The organism is Testudinibacter aquarius (assembly GCF_004342725.1).
Taxonomy (GTDB): domain Bacteria; phylum Pseudomonadota; class Gammaproteobacteria; order Enterobacterales; family Pasteurellaceae; genus Chelonobacter; species Chelonobacter aquarius.
This window is the reverse complement of record NZ_SMCP01000006.1, coordinates 40,467-63,082: the sequence shown is the minus strand read 5'-3', so window position 1 is coordinate 63,082 and position 22,616 is coordinate 40,467. Positions and strand designations below refer to the sequence as shown.

The 22,616-nt window shown below is 42.9% G+C and carries 25 protein-coding genes and 5 tRNA genes; 19 read left to right on the top strand and 11 right to left on the bottom strand.

Going from position 1 to position 22,616, the window contains the following annotated elements; genetic code table 11:
• Window positions 1-29 precede the first annotated feature (29 nt).
• The 6 genes from EDC16_RS07625 (at window position 30) to EDC16_RS07605 (ending at window position 2,844) form a co-directional block, all read left to right on the top strand.
• Window positions 30-566, top strand: a complete 537-nt coding sequence (locus tag EDC16_RS07625) for a hypothetical protein (protein ID WP_132967049.1) — start codon at window positions 30-32, stop codon at window positions 564-566.
• A gap of 10 nt (window positions 567-576) precedes the next feature.
• Window positions 577-747, top strand: coding sequence for a hypothetical protein (locus tag EDC16_RS12700; protein WP_157330487.1), 171 nt, complete (start codon window positions 577-579; stop codon window positions 745-747).
• 120 nt (window positions 748-867) lie between these two features.
• Window positions 868-1,329, top strand: coding sequence for an HK97-gp10 family putative phage morphogenesis protein (locus EDC16_RS07620; RefSeq protein ID WP_132967047.1), 462 nt, complete (start codon window positions 868-870; stop codon window positions 1,327-1,329).
• Between the two features lie 206 nt (window positions 1,330-1,535).
• Window positions 1,536-2,135, top strand: coding sequence for a hypothetical protein (locus EDC16_RS07615; protein WP_132967045.1), 600 nt, complete (start codon window positions 1,536-1,538; stop codon window positions 2,133-2,135).
• A 209-nt stretch (window positions 2,136-2,344) separates the two neighbouring features.
• Window positions 2,345-2,503 carry a helix-turn-helix transcriptional regulator gene (locus tag EDC16_RS07610; protein WP_232517241.1) on the top strand — a complete coding sequence of 53 codons (159 nt, stop codon included), beginning with the start codon at window positions 2,345-2,347 and terminating at the stop codon, window positions 2,501-2,503.
• Entirely contained in the window at window positions 2,503-2,844 is a 342-nt protein-coding gene (locus EDC16_RS07605) for a hypothetical protein (protein WP_132967041.1), read from the top strand. The genes EDC16_RS07610 and EDC16_RS07605 overlap by 1 nt, the downstream gene beginning before the upstream one ends.
• A gap of 227 nt (window positions 2,845-3,071) precedes the next feature.
• Here the strand turns inward: EDC16_RS07605 and EDC16_RS12695 are convergent, their stop codons facing one another.
• Complete coding sequence (locus EDC16_RS12695) at window positions 3,072-3,242, bottom strand: hypothetical protein (RefSeq protein ID WP_165894220.1); 171 nt, start codon at window positions 3,240-3,242, stop codon at window positions 3,072-3,074.
• Window positions 3,243-3,387: 145 nt separating this feature from the next.
• On the opposite strand from EDC16_RS12695, the gene EDC16_RS07600 reads away from it, so the two are divergent.
• The 5 genes from EDC16_RS07600 (at window position 3,388) to EDC16_RS07580 (ending at window position 7,217) form a co-directional block, all read left to right on the top strand.
• Window positions 3,388-3,999 (top strand): host cell division inhibitor Icd-like protein, encoded by a 612-nt coding sequence (locus EDC16_RS07600; RefSeq protein WP_132967039.1) that lies wholly within the window; start codon window positions 3,388-3,390, stop codon window positions 3,997-3,999.
• The gene (locus EDC16_RS07595) at window positions 3,992-4,483 is read left to right on the top strand and encodes a hypothetical protein (protein ID WP_132967037.1); all 492 of its coding nucleotides are present in this window, start codon (window positions 3,992-3,994) and stop codon (window positions 4,481-4,483) included. The genes EDC16_RS07600 and EDC16_RS07595 overlap by 8 nt, the downstream gene beginning before the upstream one ends.
• Window positions 4,476-4,670 carry a hypothetical protein gene (locus EDC16_RS07590; protein ID WP_132967035.1) on the top strand — a complete coding sequence of 65 codons (195 nt, stop codon included), beginning with the start codon at window positions 4,476-4,478 and terminating at the stop codon, window positions 4,668-4,670. The genes EDC16_RS07595 and EDC16_RS07590 overlap by 8 nt, the downstream gene beginning before the upstream one ends.
• Window positions 4,670-6,460, top strand: a complete 1,791-nt coding sequence (locus tag EDC16_RS07585; RefSeq protein WP_132967032.1) for a DNA primase family protein — start codon at window positions 4,670-4,672, stop codon at window positions 6,458-6,460. Before EDC16_RS07590 ends, EDC16_RS07585 begins: the two co-directional genes overlap by 1 nt.
• A 520-nt stretch (window positions 6,461-6,980) precedes the next feature.
• The gene (locus EDC16_RS07580; protein ID WP_132967030.1) at window positions 6,981-7,217 is read left to right on the top strand and encodes an integrase arm-type DNA-binding domain-containing protein; all 237 of its coding nucleotides are present in this window, start codon (window positions 6,981-6,983) and stop codon (window positions 7,215-7,217) included.
• Here the strand turns inward: EDC16_RS07580 and EDC16_RS12690 are convergent.
• From EDC16_RS12690 to nagB, 9 genes are all read right to left on the bottom strand, one after another.
• Window positions 7,214-7,366, bottom strand: a complete 153-nt coding sequence (locus EDC16_RS12690; RefSeq protein ID WP_157330485.1) for a hypothetical protein — start codon at window positions 7,364-7,366, stop codon at window positions 7,214-7,216. The two genes, EDC16_RS07580 and EDC16_RS12690, sit on opposite strands and share 4 nt — an antisense overlap.
• Window positions 7,367-7,467: 101 nt before the next feature.
• A tRNA-Leu gene (locus tag EDC16_RS07575) sits at window positions 7,468-7,554 on the bottom strand.
• A gap of 25 nt (window positions 7,555-7,579) precedes the next feature.
• A tRNA-Gln gene (locus EDC16_RS07570) sits at window positions 7,580-7,654 on the bottom strand.
• A gap of 39 nt (window positions 7,655-7,693) precedes the next feature.
• Window positions 7,694-7,768, bottom strand: a tRNA-Gln gene (locus EDC16_RS07565).
• A 26-nt stretch (window positions 7,769-7,794) separates the two neighbouring features.
• Window positions 7,795-7,879: transfer RNA gene (locus tag EDC16_RS07560), tRNA-Leu, on the bottom strand.
• Between the two features lie 12 nt (window positions 7,880-7,891).
• Window positions 7,892-7,968, bottom strand: a tRNA-Met gene (locus tag EDC16_RS07555).
• Window positions 7,969-8,144: 176 nt separating this feature from the next.
• The gene (locus tag EDC16_RS07550) at window positions 8,145-9,368 is read right to left on the bottom strand and encodes an ROK family protein (protein WP_132967028.1); all 1,224 of its coding nucleotides are present in this window, start codon (window positions 9,366-9,368) and stop codon (window positions 8,145-8,147) included.
• Between the two features lie 138 nt (window positions 9,369-9,506).
• The gene (gene nagA / locus EDC16_RS07545; protein ID WP_132967267.1) at window positions 9,507-10,655 is read right to left on the bottom strand and encodes an N-acetylglucosamine-6-phosphate deacetylase; all 1,149 of its coding nucleotides are present in this window, start codon (window positions 10,653-10,655) and stop codon (window positions 9,507-9,509) included.
• A gap of 9 nt (window positions 10,656-10,664) precedes the next feature.
• Window positions 10,665-11,468, bottom strand: coding sequence for a glucosamine-6-phosphate deaminase (gene nagB, locus EDC16_RS07540; RefSeq protein WP_132967026.1), 804 nt, complete (start codon window positions 11,466-11,468; stop codon window positions 10,665-10,667).
• A gap of 243 nt (window positions 11,469-11,711) precedes the next feature.
• Between nagB and nagE the strand changes: the two genes are divergently transcribed.
• Window positions 11,712-13,175: an N-acetylglucosamine-specific PTS transporter subunit IIBC gene (nagE, locus tag EDC16_RS07535; protein ID WP_132967024.1), complete on the top strand. Its 1,464-nt coding sequence runs from the start codon at window positions 11,712-11,714 to the stop codon at window positions 13,173-13,175.
• Window positions 13,176-13,291: 116 nt separating this feature from the next.
• Here nagE and kdgR read toward each other — a convergent pair whose 3' ends face one another.
• Window positions 13,292-14,089, bottom strand: coding sequence for a DNA-binding transcriptional regulator KdgR (gene kdgR / locus EDC16_RS07530; RefSeq protein WP_132967022.1), 798 nt, complete (start codon window positions 14,087-14,089; stop codon window positions 13,292-13,294).
• Window positions 14,090-14,387: 298 nt separating this feature from the next.
• Here kdgR and kduD point away from each other — a divergent pair, with 298 nt between their 5' ends.
• From kduD to EDC16_RS07495, 7 genes are all read left to right on the top strand, one after another.
• On the top strand, window positions 14,388-15,149 hold the full coding sequence (gene kduD, locus EDC16_RS07525) for a 2-dehydro-3-deoxy-D-gluconate 5-dehydrogenase KduD (RefSeq protein WP_132967021.1): 762 nt from the start codon (window positions 14,388-14,390) through the stop codon (window positions 15,147-15,149).
• An 8-nt stretch (window positions 15,150-15,157) separates the two neighbouring features.
• The gene (locus tag EDC16_RS07520; protein WP_132967019.1) at window positions 15,158-15,493 is read left to right on the top strand and encodes a cupin domain-containing protein; all 336 of its coding nucleotides are present in this window, start codon (window positions 15,158-15,160) and stop codon (window positions 15,491-15,493) included.
• A gap of 20 nt (window positions 15,494-15,513) precedes the next feature.
• Complete coding sequence (locus EDC16_RS07515; protein WP_132967017.1) at window positions 15,514-16,155, top strand: RpiB/LacA/LacB family sugar-phosphate isomerase; 642 nt, start codon at window positions 15,514-15,516, stop codon at window positions 16,153-16,155.
• Window positions 16,156-16,224: 69 nt separating this feature from the next.
• Window positions 16,225-17,154, top strand: coding sequence for a 2-dehydro-3-deoxygluconokinase (gene kdgK / locus EDC16_RS07510; RefSeq protein ID WP_132967015.1), 930 nt, complete (start codon window positions 16,225-16,227; stop codon window positions 17,152-17,154).
• 57 nt (window positions 17,155-17,211) lie between these two features.
• Window positions 17,212-19,446, top strand: coding sequence for a right-handed parallel beta-helix repeat-containing protein (locus EDC16_RS07505; protein WP_132967013.1), 2,235 nt, complete (start codon window positions 17,212-17,214; stop codon window positions 19,444-19,446).
• A 173-nt stretch (window positions 19,447-19,619) separates the two neighbouring features.
• On the top strand, window positions 19,620-21,356 hold the full coding sequence (locus tag EDC16_RS07500) for a sodium:solute symporter family protein (RefSeq protein WP_132967011.1): 1,737 nt from the start codon (window positions 19,620-19,622) through the stop codon (window positions 21,354-21,356).
• A gap of 73 nt (window positions 21,357-21,429) precedes the next feature.
• Window positions 21,430-22,593, top strand: a complete 1,164-nt coding sequence (locus EDC16_RS07495; RefSeq protein WP_132967009.1) for an oligogalacturonate lyase family protein — start codon at window positions 21,430-21,432, stop codon at window positions 22,591-22,593.
• Window positions 22,594-22,616: the final 23 nt, after the last annotated feature.

The following is a 22,616-nucleotide window of genomic DNA, read 5'->3' as shown; positions in this document are numbered from 1 at the left end:
AGCTACAAGCAAAGACGACAAGTTACAAGATGAAGTTTGAACACCTAATTAGTGCAACCCTATGTGATTTTCAGTTACTCCTTGAACAATTTAATTTACCTATTGCAGTAGGTAGCATAAACGATAATGACTTTATACTACTCCAACGCGGTTATGGGGAGCTAAATTGGGATTACATTATTACTTGTTATTATAGTACAGATAGTAGTTTTGACTTTTGTCTTAAATTAAAGGATGCAACACGCAAAGGAATTGATGCGCCAATAGGTGCTTTTTTAGCCTCTTATAAAATTGAAGCTGAAACATTAGAGATTTATGGCATCGAAAAGTTTGGTAATAGTATCTATCTAGATGGGAAAATGTTTTTATTTTCTATGTTTGCCACTTTTATATTTATGTCAAAAATTCAAGGTCAATATATTAAGCTAATTGATGTTGAAAAAGGTAACGAAATTCTACGAAGCTATTATAAGCAATTTGGATTCGTAGAAGATGGCGAAGAAGATTTTATTTTAGGAATGGATAAATTACAAAATCTTATTGAAGATAGCATCAAAGGTAATTAAGGTGGATAATATGAAAAAATCAGTAGAATTTTCAGCTAAAGAAGTTTATGAGCGCACCGGAAAGGCAATGGAGTTGTTAATAAATGCTGCCCCTAAAATGCTTGATGATAATCGCTTTTTGTTTAAAGGACAAGAGGCACATGGTAGAAAAAAGATTCATAAAAATAAAAATGCTGCTTAAGAAATAATAGCATTTAAGAAATAATAACATTGAGGAAGCACTACTAAAGTAGTGCTTTTTTTATTATTCTTGATATTATTATAGATGAAAGAAATCTAATTTAGTGAGGCTGCCTATAATATGAGTACATTTGATAAACAAATATCTGTTTTTGTCGGTAAAGTAACGGGCGCATTAAAAGATCATAAAAAAGCCATGAGAAAGGGATTAAATGCGGCCGCTAAAGAGGTAAAAAATACGATCAAGCCCCAAGCGCCGTTATTAAAGCGTAGTTCTAATTTCCGACAACGGGGAACGATCAAAAACAATATCCGGCATAAAACTATAATCAGAAAAGACGGCAATTCAGGGATAGCCATTATTAGAATCATGCGAACCAAGGGGCGCAAAATGGCAAGAGTTGGCGAAAATACCAAAGACAGAACCGATCCATTTTACTGGTGGATGTTGGAATATGGCACTAAGAAAATGGAAGCCCGCCCGTTTATGGAAAAAGGTTTTAACGAAAGCAAAGATAAAGCAACAAATAAAGCACTTGAAATCTACTTTAGCGAAATGAAAAAGCTAGCCGGAACCAAATAAAAATCCCACTGGCAAGGTGGGATTTCATTACCTATCACGATTAACTTTACCGCTTACGAGTGGTTAGTTAATCAAATTATTCAGCAAACTATTTTGCTGAACGGTCATATTTTATCATAAGTCAGATAATGATCCATAAACAAGTTTTTTCACAGCCCCACTTTTGTTATGATTTCCTTGATGATAATTACAAAGGATAATGAGCTATGACAGAAGAAGAGTTACGAAATCTTGTAAAAGAACAACTCGATTCAGAAATAACAAGCGGAATCGCCAATGCCTTAGATAATGACGCTATGCGAAATCTTGTCATTAATAGTATAAAGAAAAAATCAATATTAGATGCTAATCAAACAATATTATTACAATGTGAAAATTTAAAACAAATGATTTTAAACTTAGAAAAAGATTATATTGATCTATTAATTACTATTACATCTAGAAACATGATTAATTCTGAAAAAGTTAATGGCTATCTTGATCATGCAGTAGATATAAAAATTAAATATAATTTAATAGCTGATACAATGCTGAATAATATCAAGGCACACTCCGTTTTTCTTTCAAAAAAATCTGATGTAATGCCAGCAGTGAAAAACCACTTTAATGGAAAGAAAACAGGGCAAAATAAATATAATGGAAAGGATAGAATAAAAGAACAAGTTTGCGAAACTGCTAAGGAGATTAAATCTAACCGTACTGAAATAAATGACAGTCAACTAGCAAGAGAGGTTTTAGCAAGACTTAAATTAAAAGTAACACCAATCACCGTGAAAAGATGGCTAAAAGAAGCCGGAATTATTTAAAAAATCCGCAAACTCATGATCAAAGTATCTTATGATCTAAATCTGATCATAAGATACTTTGATCATTTCCTCCTCTCAAATCATTCAGTTAAATTACTTTCGTCTAGACAACAAACTTATCGTTATTAACCAGATGAAAGGATTTATTAATGGAAACATCAAAAAACCGTCCTACAAAAAACCAAATATGGATCAGCACTGCCGATTTAATGACAATGCTGTCCTTTGGCCGCACAAAACTCAATGAGTTAGTCAAAACAAATCAATTTCCGCAGCCTATCCGCTTGACAAGCAACTTTATCCGCTGGGATTTAGCCGAAGTTAACGAATGGATCGAGCAACAGAAAGCAACTAGAGGAGCCGCATAATGACTAGATTAATGATGATTATTTGCCAGTTGATTTATAAACCGTTGGAGGGTGTAAGCGAAAAAGAAACATATTTCAAAGTTCATTTTCTGAATGCCCGCAATGAAATAAGCGAACTAGAACGAACCTTATATATTCAGATTCACAAAGAGAGGGAAAAAACCGAGGCAGGCAGACACTACACCCGCTACACGATTAAAAATCCCGATCATTTTGTCAAACTTGTCCGCCTTTTTAATGAGAAGTTGCGCTATCAGCAACGCGAGCGGAATCGCTGCCACGATGTACGCCCAATCACAATAGACGATGTAACCAGCGCTATTCGACAAATTAAGGCTTAAAAAAATGCCGGGTAACCACACCCGGCAAAAACTTTTAACTTACAGGTGATTTAATCCAAAGGAGCTATTATGAATTTAAATCATGATAATTTTATCAAACATGAAAATTATTGCAATGATAATTTTTCAACTTCTACCCTACCTGATTCAGTTTTTAACGTAATTTCTGATTCGGTTGCTTCAATCCTACAAAACGCAATTTTGCGCTTTGCTTTAAAATCAATCTATTACCCTTTCGGCTCAATGCCACGGGCAGAGAGTTCTTTACGCAAAATCCGTTTAATCCACGTTGCCAGTGAACCAGCGCCATCAATTTTAGCTTGTTCCTCCAACTGCTGGCGAAATTCTTCAACTAATCGCATCTGGTATTGCGGTGATCTTTTTTCAACTTTTTTCATATTGCCCCTTGCAATGGTACGTACCATATATTATAGTTTAAATCATGGTAATTACCATAACAAACAAAGCACCAAAAAGCAAACGCCCCAAAGTGGCGCAACACTCAAGGGCGTTCTAACCAACCATCTTACTAAGGATAAGACTATGGCTAAGCCAGATTATACCCGAAAAACCATTAGCACCCAAACGTTGGCGGCGGTATCAGCCAACGGCGGACACCCTACCAATATTCAAAAACGTGACCCAAATCACTTTACAAGTGACCGCACTTTAGGTTATTTTGTTCCCGCAGCCGCAAAATCGGTTGCCGAGCCTCGAAACTCGAATAGATATACGGCGCATGACACGCCTAATAATGCGTGTTTTTTTATGCGTAGCATTCGCACACCCAAAGCAAATACGTTCCCGAATTTTCGGGAGGGTAAATTTCTATCAATGGTGGCGTGCGATGGGAAAGGTTTCGCCCTTTGCTGTGTTCCGTGTATCGCAGTTTTCGAGCCCGTCGCACGTTACCGCCCAAGCCTCGAAACTTCAGCGGTAACTTCTAAAATCAAACACGGAGTTACAGCCATGATCTATTTATTTATCGGTATCAACCGCACCGACACCACCAATCAAATTCACCGTTTACGCATTGCCGCCACCAGCGAGCAACAGGCACGAGCCATATTAGCCCGTGATTATGTGTTGTGCTTTGCCGGGCGAATCAACCGCACTTTAGCCGCTAATTCTATTCAGGGGGTGATTTATGCGTAATTCAAAACCAACCCCAAACGCTATTTTTAAATCGGTTATGGCGAAAACTGCCGAGGGTAATTTGATCACCGAGGATGGCGAGAACCTTTTGAAATTGTACCGTAATGAACTTACCGAGGCTTATCACTTACCAAAAGACTTTAGTGAAGTTCGACACATTGAAGCCCAAAAAGGCGAGCAAATCGGCTTAATCGCCTCTTTGGCAGTGAATTTTGTGAACTATCACATATTAGCTAAAGCCTTGTGTGAGATCCCCGACATTAAGCAGCTTATTGATCAGACTTTAGGTGAAGCATATCTAGCCAATGCTACCGAATGGACAGGCGGCAACCTGAACCATATCAGCCAAATAATCAATGTTGACAATCTAGGCGCTGACTGGCGAGAACAAGCAAAAGCCAGTCATCAGAAAATGATTGAAGAAAGCGCACCATTGCCCCACAGAACAATTGTAATGACTGGTGAGGAGGTGCAGCATGACTAATATCTCATTCGATAAACAAAACATGATTAACCAAAACTTAACGCAGGCAAAAGCCCTTACTACCTTACTTCAAGACTATAGCCAAGAATGCGGAGGCGATTTTAGCCTGAAAAACCATTTGATTTGTGATGTACTTTGGACGATAGAAACGCTAATCGGCAACGCACAAAGCGCAATGGAGGGGTGATGTCTAACTTAACTAAAGCACGGTATTTCAATTCACAAGATAGAAATTACCAAGAGGAATTAATCATTATAGCCGGGGGGCTGGCGTATGCCAAGCCCTCACTGGAAAGGATTTCACAATGGCGCAAGTTGTCAAAAGATGATATTCCAGTTCTTGTTGGTTCTAAGGAATTGGAGAAGTTGCCAAATGTGGCAATAGTACCGGAAGAGCAAGAAATCGCCTCTATTCATCAAGCAGGCACATTAAAGGATAGTGAGATTGAGGGGATTATTGCCAGTATTGCGAAGCATAGCAAAGTCAAAACCTTGAATTTTTATGATTCAGCACTTCAACGGCAAGACCTGAGCGAAAAACTGTCTAAAGTGCGGGCAGGTGAAGACGATATAAATAAGCTGGTTGTTGAATCACTTCTTGATACTGAAATCGATCTGCACCATGCCAGCGATGACGATAAAGTTAAAGCATTCTTAAGGTGGCATGATTCCCCACTAAGACGTGACATTACATTGGGCAAAACCTACCAATACACAGGCGCAGTTTGGGAAGAGGTTGCTCAAGAGCGGTTAGAGCGTAAAGCGCTTGCCTTTTATCGTGATAAAAAAGCGGATTTTAAAATCAATACGCTACGAAAATTAGCGGAATTGATTACGTTAAGCATTGATGAAATGCCAATAGAAAGCATGGATTACATCGGCTTTACGAATGGCGCACTCAATAAAAAGACCGGAGAATTCATTGCGCACAATCCTGACTTGGGATTGCGTATGATTGATAATTTCCCTTGTAATATCACCAGCAAGGCAACACCGCACTTTAATGATTGGCTAAATTTTGCCACCAGCGGCAGCCAAGAAAAGAAAACGGCAATTCTGGCAGGGCTATACATGATTCTAACCAATCAACACCATTGGGGTCTATTTCTTGAGGTCACCGGCGTTGGTGGTGCCGGCAAGTCATTACTAGGGGAAATCGCCGCCACACTTAGCGGCCGAGGCAACAGCGTGATCATGGCAATTAAAGATTTTGATAAGCCAGAAACCCGATCGTTATTTATTGGAAAGTCTTTTGCGTACTCACCCGATCAAAAAGATTACAGCGGCAGCGCAGATGGCTTAAAGGCATTCACTGGGGGCGATGTGATGACGGTTAAATTGTTGTATAAAGATCCGTTTGACTACAAGCCAACGGCTAACTATATGATGATCACCAATAACCCGATTTTATTTACTGACAGAAACGGCGGTATCGCACGCCGCCGAGTGATTATTTTCTTTGATAAGCCAATTCCCGAAAGCAAAAAAGATGTGAACTTTATTGATAAAATCAAAGGTGAAATTTACGGCATTGTTCACTTGCTGCTAAACCGATTTCAGGATAATCCGGAAGAAGCCCGCAAGATATTAGAAGCGTTTCGAAGCCATTCTGACGGACTTAATATCAAGCAGAAAGCTAATCATCTGATCGATTTTGCCTCAGCTTTTAAGGTGGTGCCGATAAATGAAAACGATTCTCCAAGAGATAAAAATGCCAAAATCAGCGGGCTTTATTGGGGCAGCGGAACCAGCAAGCGCAACGCTGACACCGCACTTTATCAAGCCTATCTCAAATATTGTGATTGCCAAAATTACAGCCAGCGCTTAAGCCTATTATCATTCAAGCAAGCACTGCCGGACGCATTGAAAGAAGCCGGGCAAAAAGCCACGCTAGAAGAGCGTAAAAAAGACAATGCGCAGCTCACTAATATTTACTGGAAAGACCGCCACGCCACGTTTGAAGAGTGGGAGGGATAACAGAACCAACAACACAGAAAGGGCTTAACCGCCCTTTTTTGTTGCCGTCAAAAAGTAGTAGCTGTTTTCAAAACAAAAACGAGGTACTTTTCATCTAATCAACCAACTACTAGTAATAAATAACTTTAATATCAATATGTTAAATGAGATTAAGACTAAAATAGTAGATAAGGAGCTAACCCCCCCATAAAAATTTTATTTTTTTATTTCGATTTTTTTATTTTTCTGTGATTTTTATTTTTAGTAATACAGTTAGTAATACGATCAAAAATTGAATTGAATAAATGCCAGTATTTAAGCGGTTTACAGCGATTAATTCAGATGTCGCCAGCACCAAAAAACATATCGTTACTGTTCGTAACTTATCGGAAAGCCTAGAGAATACAAGCCGCTAGGCTTTTTTCTTGTTCGTAGCTTACCGTTTCTTTTCGTCTTAAATCGGACTTTTTTGTACTCTCTTTTGTACTCTCTGCTAAAATGCCTGAAAATCGAGAGTACAAAAAACGCTGGAGAGCCTAATATGCCTAAGATAACGAAGCCTTTAACTAATACTGAAATCGAGAAATTAAAAGCTAAAAATACAGCCTATGATTCACGAACTGATGGTGGCGGCTTGTATTTGTTGGTGAAACCCAACGGGGTGAAAACATGGCAATTTAATTATTACAAACCGATAACCAAAAAGCGCACCTATATCAGCCTCAATAATTATCCTGATCTTTCTCTTGTTCAAGAGATCCAAACGAGAGGAATTTAAAGCGTTTCTATGTAAGTCAGAATCCCTACACCGAATATATCACTAAGTGCATGTGCTAGAAAAAAAGGGAAAAGATTTTTTGGGCGTATGACGCTATAAAGCAAATAATAACTGCCACCTAAAACTAAGGTGATACCAATAGCTGCCATTTGCCCTTGCCTCGGTAAAATTAATAGCAGGGTTCTATAAGTAAGTCTTTAGCATATTATAAAAATGAGGCTATTACAGGAATTAGATAAGATAAAAAAGATGGTGCGGAAGGGGGGACTTGAACCCCCACACCCGTTAAGGCTCTAAGACCTGAACCTAGCGCGTCTACCAATTTCGCCACTTCCGCAATTTGGGTTGAATCTTATGTTTAATGGCTGGGGTACTAGGATTCGAACCTAGGAATGCTGAGATCAAAACCCAGTGCCTTACCGCTTGGCGATACCCCAATAAAACAAAAATTCAGTTATTTGATATAGATTAGTCGATGGCTGGGGTACTAGGATTCGAACCTAGGAATGCTGAGATCAAAACCCAGTGCCTTACCGCTTGGCGATACCCCAATCTATGACATTGCAAAGCTGATGAATGGTGCGGGAAGAGGGACTTGAACCCACACACCTCGCGGCGCCAGAACCTAAATCTGGTGCGTCTACCAATTTCGCCATTCCCGCGCAAATAAAATATGGTGGCTATGACGGGATTCGAACCTGTGACCCCAACATTATGAGTGTTGTGCTCTAACCAACTGAGCTACATAGCCATTCAATTATTTCTGCGTTCACCTCATCGGTTTTGCGGGGCTAATTATGCTAATATCGCCCTTGCTCGTCAACCGTTTTTTATTAAAAAAGCGCTTTTTTAATTTATTCGGACACAGATTGAGCAGTTTACTTGCTATTCGTGCAATTTACCAGCAAAAATTATTCAGCGCTTAATTTAGTCTTCTAATAATTGCACCAATAACTCACCGTTCCAAAGCGCGCGTTTAATCAGGGCAAAGGCGCCGATAATGTCGTCGTGAGCCAATTCTGAGGCTTCAAGTGCGGTATTTTGCACAAAATCCGACAATGCCATTGCTTGCAGCGCTTTTTCAATCGCCGGAAAAAGTACCTGTTTAGCTTGCGTTATTTGCCCGGAAAGAATTATTTTCTCCGGATTTAACACATTGATACACACTGCTAATACTTGTCCGATATATTTTCCTAGCCGTTGAAACAATTCCACCAGCAGCGGATCGCCTTGATTCACCGCTGCACAAATGGTATCCAGATTACAATTCTGCAAGGTTACGCCATCACAATGATGCCCTTGTTGCAGCAACTCGCGCACGCTGTCTTCAATCGCTTGATTACTGACCAGCGTTTCCAAACAACCGAAATTACCGCACTTGCAACGTTTACCGAGCGGATCTACTTGAGTATGCCCGATTTCACCCAAATTATTTTTACTACCGCTAAACAACTCACGATTTAAGATGATGCCGGCGGCAACACCACGATGGATACGCAGCAACAGCGAATCGCTGGTTTCACGGGTTTTGCCAAAATAGGATTCTGCCAATGCCAACGCACGCACATCATGCCCGATAAACACCGGAAGCTGGATCAGCTGTTGAATAGATTCTGCCAGTTTCCACGGTTTTTGCAGATTCAGCTGCGGCATAAAGCGAATCGTGTTGCTCTTTTGATCCACAAAACCGGGAACCGTAATGCCGCAGGCAATGATCTGGTAATCGTTCTGCTGCAATTCTGACAGTGACCGTCGAATGTGTTCCAACAAATATTGCTCCAGTTGCTCAACCGTCTGCTCAGTTTGCAGCTGATATTTGCGTTTAAACAGTACTTCAGTTGCCAGATTCATTGCCGCAATCGTGACACTGGTGCGCCCCAAACGGATCAAAAGGCAGACGAAGTTCTGTCGTTCTGCCACAATTGAAGTTGCCCGTCGCCCACCGGTCGATTGTTGCTGCGCCACTTCTTTAATTAAACCTAACCGCAGTAGATTGCGAGTGATTTTGGTGACACTAGCGGCAGCTAAACCACTCATTTCCGACACTTGAATCCGGGAAATCGGTCCAAGCTGATCAATTAAACGGTACACCAGCGCACCGTTCGCTTGTTTCACGAAATCAACATTGACTATTTGTATTTGCTGGTTCATCACTGCCCTTGCTTTAATTACATGCGCACTATTGTATATCCTATCGCTAAACAATTGATACTGTTTTAATCTTTATAATGTTAAAAAGTGCGGTAGCCAAACAGCATACCGCACTTTTGCACCGCTAAATCCGTTGTTTTAATAGTGGTGCAATACGCCATTGACTGCAGTCGCAGACACCTGGAAACGGTGATCGAACACGGTAAGATTTGCCACTTTGCCGACTTCAATTGATCCCAAAGTGCGGTCAGCGCCAATCGCCCGCGCCGGATACAGCGAACACATTCGCAGCGCTTCAAGCAAGTCGATGCCAACCTGTTCCACTAAATTTTGCAGCGATTCAATCATGGTAATCGCCGAGCCGCCAAGGCTGCCGGTTTTTTCGTCGTAGCATTTGCCATCTTTGACAATCACTTTGGTACCAACAAAATCAAACCATTCGATATCCGCACCGGCAGCAGCAGTTGCGTCGGTTACCACCACCAATTTTTCGCCTTTAATTTGCTTGGCAAAGCGAATATTCGACCAAGTGACATGCAACCCGTCGACGATAATACCGGTGTAAATATCCGAATCCAGCACCGCGCCCACCACGCCCATATCACGCCCGGAACTGATTGGCGACATTGCATTGTGCAGATGGGTGGCAAAACCAATGCCTTCATCAATCCGCTGTTTCGCCAGCTCGTAATTAGCATTGGAATGCCCGATCGATACCAAAATTCCGCTGTCGGTAAAGCGTTGCACATACTGAGCCGCTTCATTTTCTGCCGCAATCGTCAGTTTGGTGATCACATCGCCGTTAGCACATAAAAATTCCAGCATTTCTGGGGAAATTTGGCGGATATATTGCGGACGGTGCACCCCTTTTTTCTCAAGACTCAGGTAAGGGCCTTCCAAATGCAATCCCAACGCCTGATTGGCATTGTTTCGGTCTTGCAAATACTCGCGCATCACCGCAACCGCACTTTTCATGCCTTCATCCGGCGCAGTGATAAAGGTCGGCAGATAGCTGGTGCAACCATAACGCATATTGGTTTGCTGCATGGTGTGCAAGGTTTCAACAGTGGTATCCAAATTGAACATCACTCCACCGGCACCGTTTAATTGCAGATCGATAAAACCGGCGCTCAGGTTTTTTCCTGCCAAATCAACGCGCTCAATCTCAGCAGGAAGATCGTATTCCGGCACTATCGCTTCAATCAATTCATTATTAACAATCACCGCATGTTGATACAGTGCTTTGTCTGTCGTGTAAATCACGCCGTTGGTTAAGGCATAACGCATCATTTCCCCCTATGCCACACTGGCAATTTCAGCCGCTTCCAAATTGGTAAAATATTTCACGGTTTTGACTTTCAGCTCTTGCGTTGCCGGTTCGTCACACACCAAAATTGCTTTAGTGTGCATTTGCAGCGCACTAATCGTCCATAAGTGATTGACACACCCTTCCACACCCGCCTGTAACGCCAACGCTTTATTATGTCCTGTTGCCAAAATCAGCACCTCTTCTGCGTCTAACAAGGTCGCAACGCCAATCGTCAAGGCATATTTCGGCACTTTGGTTAAATCGTTATCGAAGAAGCGCGAATTGGCAATCAAGGTGTCTTCTGTTAATGTTTTAATCCGTGTTCTGGAACTCAGTGATGATCCCGGTTCGTTAAATGCAATATGCCCATCACTGCCGACACCGCCCATAAACAGGTGAATTTTGCCGTAGGAACGGATTTTTTCTTCATATAAACGACATTCTACATCATGATCCGGTGTGTTACCGTTCAAAATATTGACATTTTCCGCCTGCACATCCACATGATTGAAAAAATTCTGCCACATAAATGTGTGATAGCTTTGTTCGTGATCCTGTGGCAGCCCGACATATTCGTCCATATTGAACGTGACCACGTTTTTAAAACTCACTTTTCCCTGCTGATACAGTTTGATCAATTCTTTATAGGTTTGCAGTGGTGTACTGCCGGTCGGCAGTCCCAACACAAATGGTTTTTCTGCTGTTGGTTGAAATTCATTGATCTTTTTTACAATATAACTAGCTGCCCAACGGCTGACCTGTACAGCATTTTTCAATGGAATTAATCTCATTTTGTTCTCCCTTACATCATCTATTAATTATCGCGATTAAATTAAACAGTCTATAAAACTGAATCAATTTAATCATTTTTTTTAATGAAAAGCAAGATTGTTTTCAAGCCAATAAACAAGCAGAAAAAACTTGCAATTAAAATAGGATTAAGCCAATATAACCACTACTTATGTAAAGATATTTTTCGTAGTGAAATATATTATCATTTATTTCGTTTTTATTATCCTTGAGAGAGGGAAATTATGTCTATTCTTAACTACTTACAACGTATCGGCAGAGCCTTAATGGTGCCGGTGGCTGCGCTGCCAGCAGCAGCGATTTTGATGGGGGTCGGCTACTGGCTGGATCCAAACGGTTGGGGTGCCGACAGCCAACTGGCTGCACTGTTAATTAAATCCGGTGCGGCAATTATCGATAATATGTCTTTGTTGTTCGCCGTTGGGGTAGCGTTCGGTATGTCCGAAGACAAACATGGTTCTGCTGCGCTGTCAGGGTTGGTCGGATTTTTGGTAGTGACCACCTTGTTGTCACCAGGTGCAGTTGCGCAATTGGAAGGTATCGCTCTTGACCAAGTGCCTGCCGCATTTGGCAAAATCAATAACCAATTTGTCGGTATCTTAGTCGGTGCAATTTCTGCCGCCCTATATAACCGTTATTATAAAGTACAGCTGCCTCCGGCACTGGCATTTTTCAGTGGTAAACGTTTGGTACCAATTGTAGTTTCTGTGGCTGCTATCATATTATCTTTCATTTTATTGTATGTCTGGCCAATCATTTTTGGTGGTTTGGTCAGCTTCGGCGATTCTATCAAAGATATGGGCGCAGTCGGTGCCGGTATTTATGGTTTCTTCAACCGTCTATTGATACCAATTGGCTTGCACCACGCCCTGAACTCTGTATTCTGGTTTGATGTTGCCGGGATTAACGATATTCCAAACTTTATTGGTGGCGCACAATCGCTGGCTGAAGGCAAAGCGGTTTTAGGCGTGACCGGAATGTATCAAGCCGGATTTTTCCCGATTATGATGTTCGGTTTACCGGGAGCTGCCTTGGCAATTTACCACATGGCAAAACCAGAAAATAAAGCCAAAGTGGCTTCTTTGATGATTGCGGCTGCATTGGCTTCTTTCTTCACCGGGATCACCGAACCGTTGGAATTCTCCTTCATGTTCGTCGCCCCAGTGCTATATGTGATCCATGCTCTGTTGACTGGGATTTCAGTGTTCTTTGCTGCCTCAATGCAATGGATCGCCGGTTTCGGTTTCAGCGCAGGCTTGGTGGATATGGTGTTGTCTTCACAAAATCCATTAGCACAAAACTGGTATATGCTGATTCTGCAAGGTTTAGTATTCTCGGTGATTTACTATGTACTGTTCACCGCCGCCATCAAAATATTCCGTTTGGAAACGCCGGGGCGTGAAGCGATGCAAGAAGATGAACCGAGTGCCGCACCTGTCACTCAAAACATTGGTCGTCGTGAGAAAGCCCAGCAGTTTGTTGCGGCGCTGGGCGGTAAAGACAATATCAGCAGCATTGATGCCTGTATCACTCGCCTGCGTTTGGTGTTGCGTGATCTCAGTAAAATCAATGAAACTCAACTGAAAGCACTAGGTTCAAAAGGCAATGTCAAATTGGGGGACAACGCACTGCAAGTGATTCTTGGCCCAGAAGCCGAAATCATTGCTGATGAAATGAAAACGTTGTAAATCGCTATTGTTAACGGGTGCAACCGCACTTTTATAATCAATTGATTTAAAAGTGCGGTTGACAAGCTACAGTATAAATAGCCTCTGTGTGAAGTCCTAACCTGACTAGGATAAACTCACTTATCGGTGGTCGTGGATGGGTAGTCGTGGAAACCTAACTGTTCGGAAATGTTTTTCCCTGCCTGTTGCAACAGACCAACCAAGTGCTGTAGTTTATCCTCTTCAAAACGAATCGTTGGCAGAGAAATTGATAACCCGGCGATGATCCGTCCAAAACGGTTATAGATTGGTGCGGCAATACAACGCAAGCCCGGTTCTTGCTCTTCGTTATCTTCTGCATAATGTTGTGACCGCACTTGCAGCAAAGCCTGTTGCAACTGTTCGACATTCTCCAGGGTTTTGGCGGTATGTTTCACAAATTCGACCGGTTGCAACACTTTTTGCACTTCTGCGTCGCTGTAATCCGACAGCAGCACTTTGCCGATTGCGGTGCTGTAAAGTGGGTTACGTCTTCCGATACGTGATTGCATGCGTAAGTTGTAACCGGAATCAATTTTATGCAGATACACAATTTCTGTGCCGTCCAATGCGCCTAAATGCAGGGCTTCGTTGGTTTGTTCCGAAATAACCCGCATCTCTTTATCCGCCAAGCTGATCAGATCTACATACTCCAACGATTTGGCGCCCAACTCAAACAGTTTCAGCGTCAATCCATATTTGTCACTCTCCCCTTGCTGCGAAACAAATCCCAATGTTTTCATGGTTTGCAAAAAGCGATAGGTAGTACTTTTAGACATCATCAAGCGCTGTGCCAGATCGGTAATCCCGATCTCTTTCTGCTCCGCCAATGCTTCCAAAATGCCAAAAACTTTTAAAACCGAAGAAACAGAGTCCGGCTGAGTATCTTTTTCCATAAATTTCTCTCGCGTTATGTAGGGTTTATTGATGTTTGCTACTGGATTATAGAAAGAAAATTCAGAAAAAACCATTTTTTTTAAAATTGCTTTTTATAAAAAGCAAATTCCAGCGTTTTCCTACTGAAACTTTCGCGTCAACTGACTTCCAAAACAATCATTATAAAAATATAAAACATCTTTTCAAAAAAATTGCATGTTGTATTTGTTTTTTGTATAGTAGTCGCAACAGAGAGATTTCAATGCAAATGCAACTCTCAGACATTCAGCAAAATATAATACGAAAGGAGATAACCACATGTTTATGAATTCATTCAGCCTAGAAGGAAAAGTCGCCTTGATTACCGGTTGCAATACCGGGTTGGGGCAAGGCATGGCACTGGGTTTGGCTCAAGCCGGCTGTGATATCGTCGGGGTTAATTTGAGCGAGCCGAACGAAACTCGGCAAAAAATCGAAGCCACCGGACGCCAATTCATCAATATTCAAGCCAACTTGATGCAACAGGACAGCATTCCGTCAATTGTCGAAAAAGCCACTGCCGCGTTTGGCAAAATCGACATTTTAGTCAACAATGCCGGAATTATCCGCCGTGAAGATGCCATTGATTTCAGCGAGCAAAATTGGGATGAGGTGATCAATATCAATTTGAAAACCGTGTTTTTCCTGTCACAAGCGGTTGCCAAGCAGTTTATCGCACAAGGACACGGCGGCAAGATTATTAATATTGCATCGATGCTCTCTTTCCAAGGCGGAATTCGCGTGCCGTCTTATACCGCCTCAAAAAGTGCGGTCATGGGGATCACCCGAGCCATGGCGAATGAATGGGCAAAACACAATATTAATGTCAACGCGATTGCACCGGGCTACATGGCAACCGACAATACCGCCGCCTTAAGAAGCGATGGCGAGCGCAGTAAAGAAATTTTAGATCGCATTCCCGCCGGGCGCTGGGGAACGCCGAGTGATGTTGCCGGCCCTTGCGTATTTTTAGCCTCATGCGCAGCCGATTATATCAACGGCTACACCATTGCCGTCGATGGTGGTTGGTTGGCGAGATAGGAGCCGATATGTCGAAAGATTGCAATTTTATTCATGCCGATACGCTTAAACTTGAAGATTTAGGTAATGGCGTGAAACGTAAAATTTTAGCCTACAGCGAAAATATAATGGCGGTAGAAGTGCATTTCGAACAAGGTGCCGTTGGTGCTATGCACAGCCACCCGCACGAACAACTGACCTATGTTCTGTGCGGCGAATTTGAATTTACCATCGGCGAGCAAACTCAAATTGTCACAGCCGGAGATGTTTTATATAAACAACCCAACATCATGCACGGCTGCCGCTGCTTGCAAGCCGGCGTGCTGCTGGATAATTTTACCCCGATGAGAAAAGACTTTATTTAAATAATATAGGAAATACTGATATGAAAATTGCATTAATGATGGAAAACAGCCAAGCCGCCAAAAATCCGATTATTTTAAAAGAGTTGAAAGCGGTTGCCGACGCAAAAGGCTATCCGGTGTTCAACGTCGGCATGAGTGATGAAAACGATCATCATCTAACCTACATTCACCTCGGCATTATGGCTAGTATTTTACTGAATTCAAAAGCCGTCGATTTCGTGGTGACAGGCTGTGGCACCGGACAAGGTGCCATGATGTCACTCAATTTGCATCCCGGCGTGGTCTGCGGTTACTGCCTCGATCCGACCGATGCTTTCTTGTTTGCCCAAATCAATAACGGCAACGCCTTAGCACTGGCTTTTGCCAAAGGCTTCGGTTGGGGGGCGGAACTGAACGTACGTTATATGTTTGAAAAAGCCTTTACCGGTGTAAAAGGCGAAGGCTATCCACTCGACCGTAAAGAGCCACAAGTCAGAAACGCCGGTCTCTTAAATCAAGTCAAAGCCGCAGTGCTGAAAGAACATTATTTAGACGGCTTGCGCGCAATCGATCCAGAGCTGATCAAAACCGCGGTCAGCGGCGAACGTTTTCAACAGTGCTTGTTTGAACATGGGCAAGACAAAGAAATCGAAGCCTTTGTGCGTGATATTTTGAACCGATAATCCCTCTCAAAAAGCCGACTATCCCAATACGTTGGCTTTTTATTATTTTTGCAATATGGAAACAAACCAATGAAAAATAATCTTGCCGTGATTGGCGAATGCATGGTTGAACTGCAAAAGTGCGGTCAACACTATCGACAAGGATTCGGCGGCGACACGCTGAATACCGCACTTTACTTCTCAAGACTGACCCAACGCACTGGAAATCAAACTGCTTATGTTACTGGTGTCGGACGCGACGGCTTCAGCCAAAATATGTTGGCGGCGTGGGCAGCTGAAGCAATCAATACTGAGTTGGTGTTTGAACTGCCGCAGAAACTGCCCGGTTTATATGCCATCGAAACCCGTGACGACGGAGAGCGCAGCTTCCACTACTGGCGCAATGATTCTGCCGCACGCTACTGGCTGCGCCATATCAGCGCTGATGAACTCACGCAAAAATTAAGCACTTACCAATGGATTTACCTAAGCGGCATCAGTTTGGCAATCCTGCCGGACGATTGTCTGGAAAAACTGTTCACGGTTCTGAGTGCTTGCAAAAAGTGCGGTTGCCACATCGCCTTCGACAACAACTACCGCCCGGCGTTATGGGAAAATAGCACCAAGGCACAACAAGCCTACCGTGCGATTTTATCCTTGACCGATATGGCTTTTCTCACTTTCGATGACGAAGTGCAGCTGTATCGCGATCAACACGAAGCACAAGCAATCGACCGCACTTTGGCACTCGGAGTGCAAGAAGTTGTGATCAAACGCGGCGCCGACAGTTGCATTGTGGTTACGCCACAATCACGCCACGAACTGGCACCGCAGAAAATCGATAATATCATCGACACCACCGCCGCCGGCGACTCTTTCAGCGCCGCTTACCTCGCCGCCCGACTTAACAACGCCAGTATTCCTGAAGCCATCCTTGCCGGACACCAACTCGCCGGCACAGTGATTCAACATCGAGGTGCGATTATTGATAAGGAGTTTATGCCGCTGCTCTCATCATAATATCGCTAACTTCGGCTATAGTCGTCACGATATAAAGGAACATAAAAGGAAAAAGCCATGAAGAAAATAGTTTATCTTATTCTGCCTGCTACCATTTTAGTGTTTCCATTCAGTACATGGAGCAAAACATCGGCGCCAGCGCCGATTATTTGGCAAAGTATCACCTTTGGACAATCCACCGATTTAAATTTCGGCTCGACAATTCTGCCGGAGAAAGTTGGTACCAATGAAACGTTGGTCAACGCAACTCTGGTTACTCCCGGTCCGTTAGCACCCAGTTTTACCCTTGAAAGTCGTGGCGGAAAGCTCGCCAATTCTCACGAGGGAGTCACATTTTATTATACTGAACTACCGATAAACACCAATTTCATTCTGTCAGCCAACATCACTCTTGAACAACTTGGACCAGAAACCGGAGCCAATCCCAATCGACAAGAAGGCGCGGGAATCATGGTGCGTGATATTTTAGGCAAAGCACGCGAAGTGCCGCAACCGATTGGCTATGAAGAGTTTCCCGCAGCCTCTAATATGGTAATGAATTTTATCCGTTCACACAGCCGCGACGCCGATGGAAAAATCAATATTAATGCGACTTATCGTCAAGGCATACAAGATCCGTGGGGCACCGCAGGCAATCGAATATATCGCCAAGATTATGTTGAAGGAATTGATTTTTCAAGCAAATCTCCATTCCATTTAACCTTGGAAAAGACTGATCAGCAATTCATTTTTGGTTACCAACAGGGCGAAATCAAACAACAGATCACGTTAGAAAAATTAACGCCGGGGATTCTGGCACAGCAAAATCCGGAAAAACAGTATCTGGGTTTCTTTGCCTCTCGCAATGCCAAAATCTCGGTTCAAGATGCCACTCTACAAATCACTCAAGGAACGGATTTAAGCCCAACTTCCTTTTCTACACCATCAATTCCGGTTTTGCTGACACAAGCCTCTGCGAGCATTACAACCGGCGATAGCTATACCTTCCAAGCTCGGGCAAATTATGACGGGTATTTCAGTCTGTGGCAGGATAATCAAATTGCAGTGCAAAATGTAACCGTCAAAGCCGGTGATTTTTTTAGCCATGCATTAAGTATTACTACGCCATCTGCAGAAGTGAAAGTGCGGTTTGTACCTGATCTTCCTCAAGGAGAAAAAGAAGCACAAGAGAATACGATTACCGTCCGCAAATCTTCGGTTCTTTTAGAAGATCCAATGAACCTACATGTTGCAGTAGACGGCACTTCACAAGGCAACGGTACATTGGAGAAACCTTTGGATCTCACTTCCGCCATTCAGTGGCTGCCTCCGGGTGGTACTCTCTTTTTACAAGCCGGAGATTACCCCGCTTTGACTTTACCAAGCCAAAGCAGTGGAACAGCACAAGCTTACAAAACCCTCAAAGGGAAAAATGCAAAAGTGCGGTTTATCGGTGAGGTACTTCACCAAGCCAGTTTCTGGCATGTTGAAAATATTGAAGTTGCAGGTGCCAGTCTGATTGTACAGGGCAGCCATAACGAATTTCGCAACATCACCACCCATAGTGCACCGGACACCGGATTTCAAATTACTTCACCAGAAGGCGTCGGACGTGCCTTGTGGGCTAGTCATAATATTGTAAAAGACAGTATTAGTTTTAATAACATGGACAAATCACAAATCAACGCTGACGGCTTTGCTGCCAAGATGCGGGTCGGAGACGGCAATACCTTTATTCGTTGTATTTCCCACCACAATATTGATGACGGCTGGGATCTGTTCAATAAAGTCGAAGACGGGCCGAATGGTGTCGTTACTATTCTAGACTCCATCGCTTTCATGAACGGACAAACCTTACAAGTGCAAAGCAAGAGTGCTTCCATCGGCAATGGATTCAAATTGGGTGGCGAAGGCATTCCGGTTGCCCATATTGTTAAAAATAGCTTAGCTTTCCATAATAATATGGACGGGTTTACCGATAATTTTAACCCCGGCGCTCTATTGCTAGAAAACAATCTGGCGATTGACAACCGACGTTTTAATTATCTGTTCCGTAAAAGCCCCTATGAGAAAGCATCATTGCAAGGCACATTTATCAATAACCAATCATTCCGTTTTTACCAACCAAGCCCGTATCCTGACGTGGTTAATGGTAATCAAATGATTAATAATGACTTTTTACTATCCACAACGGCAAAAAATGCAAAAGTGCGGTATCTAAACGAACTACAAAAATTATCCAAAGTCGATTATTCACAAACGATTCCCGGTTTGAAAGAAGCTAAAGCGGTTCAAGCCTTGCTAACTGATTGATTACTTAGTTATTAGAGCTGATTAATACTATTTTTCAGCTCTTTTTTTCATCAAAAAAACATTGTGGAAATTTATTTTTATAAAAATAAAACATAATTTTGATTATTATCACATTATTTTTCATTTTTATATTGTATGATTCTAAAAAATCAAAACAACGTTCCGAGGTAAATATGAATATTGATAACATCGTCATAGCCGGTTATTTCATTTTAATTGCCGCCATCAGCCTGATTTTCAAAAAAATGGCGAGCAGTAGCACCAGCGACTACTTCCGTGGCGGTGGTAAAATGCTGTGGTGGATGGTTGGCGGCACTGCATTTATGACTCAATTCTCCGCTTGGACTTTCACCGGCGCCGCCGGAAAGGCATTCACTGATGGTATGTCGGTTATCGCAGTGTTCGTCGGCAATATGGTCGCTTATGTTTTTGCTTATTTTTGGTTTGCCCGCCGCTTCAGACAAATGCGGGTCGATACACCAACAGAAGCCGTCGGACGCCGTTTTGGTTCGGTTAATGAACAATTTTTCACTTGGGTTATCATTCCACTCAGCGTAATTAACGCCGGGGTTTGGTTAAACGGCTTAGGTGTGTTCGCTTCTGCGGTGTTTAATTCCGATATCATCACCACCATTTATGTTACCGGTGCTGTAGTATTATTAGTTTCGTTACTCAGCGGTGCTTGGGGGGTTGTGGCATCGGACTTTATCCAAATGTTGGTGGTAGCCGTGATTTCGATCGCCTGTGCTGTGGTTGCCTTGGTGATGATCGGCGGTCCCGGAGAAATCGTACGCGAGTTTCCGGGCAGCTTTGTAATGGGCCCGGATATGAATTATCCACTGCTGATTGTCTGTACTTTCCTGTTTTTTGTAGTCAAACAGTTGCAAAGTATCAACAATATGCAGGAATCTTACCGCTTCTTAAACGCCAAAGATTCTAAAAATGCCAGTAAAGCTGCAATTCTCGCTTTAGTGTTGATGCTGTTTGGAACCGCTATTTGGTTTATTCCGCCATGGGTTTCCGCCATTATCTATCCGAATGCCGCCGCAGAATATCCACAATTAGGCAACAAAGCCGCTGATGCTGTTTATTTAGTGTTTGCCCGTAATGCGATGCCGTTGGGTACCGTCGGATTACTGATGGCTGGGCTATTTGCCGCCACCATGTCCTCAATGGACTCTGCCTTGAATCGCAACTCCGGTATTTTTGTCCGCAGTTTCTATGCCCCGATTATCCGTAAAGGACAAGCTGACGATAAAGAACTGCTGCGCGCCGGTCAATTGGTTTGCATTGTCAATGGTATCTTGGTTATCTTAATGGCACAGTTCTTCAACTCATTAAAACACCTCAGTTTATTTGATTTGATGATGCAGGTTGCCACCTTATTACAATCGCCAATTTTAGTGCCGTTATTCTTAGGCATCATCATTCGCAAAACACCAAAATGGGCGCCTTGGGCAACAGTTGTGGTGGGAATGTTGGTTTCTTGGTCGGTGGTAAAAGTCTTCACTCCTCAATGGGTTGCCGGCTGGTTTGGCGTTGACAACTTAACCGGTCGTGAAATTTCCGAACTTAAAATCATCATTACCATTGCTGCCCACCTATTCTTTACCGCCGGTTTCTTCTGCTTGACCACTCTGTTCTATAAAGCAGAAAATGATCCACATAAAGCGACAACTGCCGCCTTTTTTAACGATGTGGATACCGAATGCGTTGCTGAAGACGGACAAGATATCGTTGACCGGATGCAACGCAAAAAATTAGGTACACTGGTTACCTATATGGCAGCGGGTCTGAGCTTGATGATTTTAATTCCAAATCCGTTGTGGGGAAGGCTGCTCTATCTTTGCTGTGCCCTGACCATCTTTACTATCGGCTACCTGCTAAAACGTAGTGCAGAAATGAAGTAGCGTTGCAGTAACCAATATTGACTTGCGGTATGCTTGAACGCCACACGCATACCGCACTTTAGGAGTAAAAACTATGGCTAAAGGACAGCAAATCCAATTTGAATTTGAATCATTTCTTGATTCGGATACCGAGATTGAAGTGACACGGCTGACGCCAAAAGAGATTATCTGTCATCGCAATTATTTTTATCAGAAATGCTTTACCCGAGACGGCAGTAAGTTGCTGTTTGCTGGGGATTTTGATGGCAACCGAAACTATTATTTACTGGATCTGCACAGCCAAATCGCTACGCAACTCACCGAGGGTAAAGGCGACAATACCTTTGGTGGTTTTATTGCAGATGACGATAAATCATTTTTTTATGTTAAAAATGACACTAATTTATGTAGAGTGGATCTGCAAACCTTGCAAGAAACGGTAATTTATACCGTCGATGATAATTGGAAAGGTTATGGCACTTGGGTGGCAAGCTCAGACTGCACCAAGCTGGTCGGAATTGAAATCCTAAAATCCTGCTGGCAGCCATTAACCGATTGGGAGAAATTTAAAGCGTTTTACCACACCAAGCCAACCTGTCGTTTAATCCGCGTGGATATTTTAAGCGGCAAGGTCTCCGTTATTCATCAAGAAAACGCTTGGCTAGGACACCCGACTTACCGCCCTTTTGATGACAACACAATCGGTTTTTGCCATGAAGGTCCACACGATTTAGTCGATGCTCGAATGTGGTTGATTAATGAGGACGGCAGTCAGCTGAGAAAAGTGAAACAGCACCTGCCGGGCGAATCCTGCACCCATGAATTTTGGCTGCCGAACGGCGCTAAAATGGCGTATGTCTCTTACTTCAAAGGGCAAACCGAACGGGTTATCTACACTGCTGATCCGATAACATTGGAAAATACCCGTTTGATGGTGATGCCGCCATGCTCACATCTGATGAGCAATTTTGACGGCAGTCTAATGATCGGTGACGGCTGTGATTCTCCGGTCGATGTCGACGATAGCGCTAGCTACAATATTGAAAATGATCCGTATTTATATATTTTCAATATCGGACAAAAGCAAGCCTACAAGCTCGTCAAACACAGTACCTCTTGGAAAGTACTGGACGGCGATCGCCAAATTACCCACCCTCACCCCTCTTTTTCACCCGATGACAGCCAAGTGCTGTTTGGTAGTGATTTCGAAGGCGTACCGGCAATCTATTTGGCAAATGTACCTGCCAGCTATCGTTAATCTCGTCTATTCCACTAAAAAAG

What these genes read in the sequence shown, in the direction of transcription:
- EDC16_RS07625 (WP_132967049.1), top strand. Translation starts at nt 30, where the DNA reads ATGAAGTTTGAACACCTAATTAGTGCAACCCTATGTGATTTTCAGTTA.
- EDC16_RS07595 (WP_132967037.1), top strand. Translation starts at nt 3,992, where the DNA reads ATGCGTAATTCAAAACCAACCCCAAACGCTATTTTTAAATCGGTTATG.
- EDC16_RS07620 (WP_132967047.1), top strand. Translation starts at nt 868, where the DNA reads ATGAGTACATTTGATAAACAAATATCTGTTTTTGTCGGTAAAGTAACG.
- EDC16_RS07580 (WP_132967030.1), top strand. Translation starts at nt 6,981, where the DNA reads ATGCCTAAGATAACGAAGCCTTTAACTAATACTGAAATCGAGAAATTA.
- nagE (WP_132967024.1), top strand. Translation starts at nt 11,712, where the DNA reads ATGTCTATTCTTAACTACTTACAACGTATCGGCAGAGCCTTAATGGTG.
- EDC16_RS12690 (WP_157330485.1), bottom strand. Translation starts at nt 7,366, where the DNA reads ATGGCAGCTATTGGTATCACCTTAGTTTTAGGTGGCAGTTATTATTTG.
- EDC16_RS07550 (WP_132967028.1), bottom strand. Translation starts at nt 9,368, where the DNA reads ATGAACCAGCAAATACAAATAGTCAATGTTGATTTCGTGAAACAAGCG.
- EDC16_RS07615 (WP_132967045.1), top strand. Translation starts at nt 1,536, where the DNA reads ATGACAGAAGAAGAGTTACGAAATCTTGTAAAAGAACAACTCGATTCA.
- EDC16_RS07605 (WP_132967041.1), top strand. Translation starts at nt 2,503, where the DNA reads ATGACTAGATTAATGATGATTATTTGCCAGTTGATTTATAAACCGTTG.
- EDC16_RS07590 (WP_132967035.1), top strand. Translation starts at nt 4,476, where the DNA reads ATGACTAATATCTCATTCGATAAACAAAACATGATTAACCAAAACTTA.
- EDC16_RS07515 (WP_132967017.1), top strand. Translation starts at nt 15,514, where the DNA reads ATGAAAATTGCATTAATGATGGAAAACAGCCAAGCCGCCAAAAATCCG.
- kdgK (WP_132967015.1), top strand. Translation starts at nt 16,225, where the DNA reads ATGAAAAATAATCTTGCCGTGATTGGCGAATGCATGGTTGAACTGCAA.
- EDC16_RS07495 (WP_132967009.1), top strand. Translation starts at nt 21,430, where the DNA reads ATGGCTAAAGGACAGCAAATCCAATTTGAATTTGAATCATTTCTTGAT.
- nagA (WP_132967267.1), bottom strand. Translation starts at nt 10,655, where the DNA reads ATGCGTTATGCCTTAACCAACGGCGTGATTTACACGACAGACAAAGCA.
- EDC16_RS12700 (WP_157330487.1), top strand. Translation starts at nt 577, where the DNA reads ATGAAAAAATCAGTAGAATTTTCAGCTAAAGAAGTTTATGAGCGCACC.
- EDC16_RS07600 (WP_132967039.1), top strand. Translation starts at nt 3,388, where the DNA reads ATGGCTAAGCCAGATTATACCCGAAAAACCATTAGCACCCAAACGTTG.
- EDC16_RS12695 (WP_165894220.1), bottom strand. Translation starts at nt 3,242, where the DNA reads ATGAAAAAAGTTGAAAAAAGATCACCGCAATACCAGATGCGATTAGTT.
- EDC16_RS07585 (WP_132967032.1), top strand. Translation starts at nt 4,670, where the DNA reads ATGTCTAACTTAACTAAAGCACGGTATTTCAATTCACAAGATAGAAAT.
- nagB (WP_132967026.1), bottom strand. Translation starts at nt 11,468, where the DNA reads ATGAGATTAATTCCATTGAAAAATGCTGTACAGGTCAGCCGTTGGGCA.
- EDC16_RS07505 (WP_132967013.1), top strand. Translation starts at nt 17,212, where the DNA reads ATGAAGAAAATAGTTTATCTTATTCTGCCTGCTACCATTTTAGTGTTT.
- kduD (WP_132967021.1), top strand. Translation starts at nt 14,388, where the DNA reads ATGTTTATGAATTCATTCAGCCTAGAAGGAAAAGTCGCCTTGATTACC.
- EDC16_RS07500 (WP_132967011.1), top strand. Translation starts at nt 19,620, where the DNA reads ATGAATATTGATAACATCGTCATAGCCGGTTATTTCATTTTAATTGCC.
- kdgR (WP_132967022.1), bottom strand. Translation starts at nt 14,089, where the DNA reads ATGGAAAAAGATACTCAGCCGGACTCTGTTTCTTCGGTTTTAAAAGTT.
- EDC16_RS07520 (WP_132967019.1), top strand. Translation starts at nt 15,158, where the DNA reads ATGTCGAAAGATTGCAATTTTATTCATGCCGATACGCTTAAACTTGAA.
- EDC16_RS07610 (WP_232517241.1), top strand. Translation starts at nt 2,345, where the DNA reads ATGACAATGCTGTCCTTTGGCCGCACAAAACTCAATGAGTTAGTCAAA.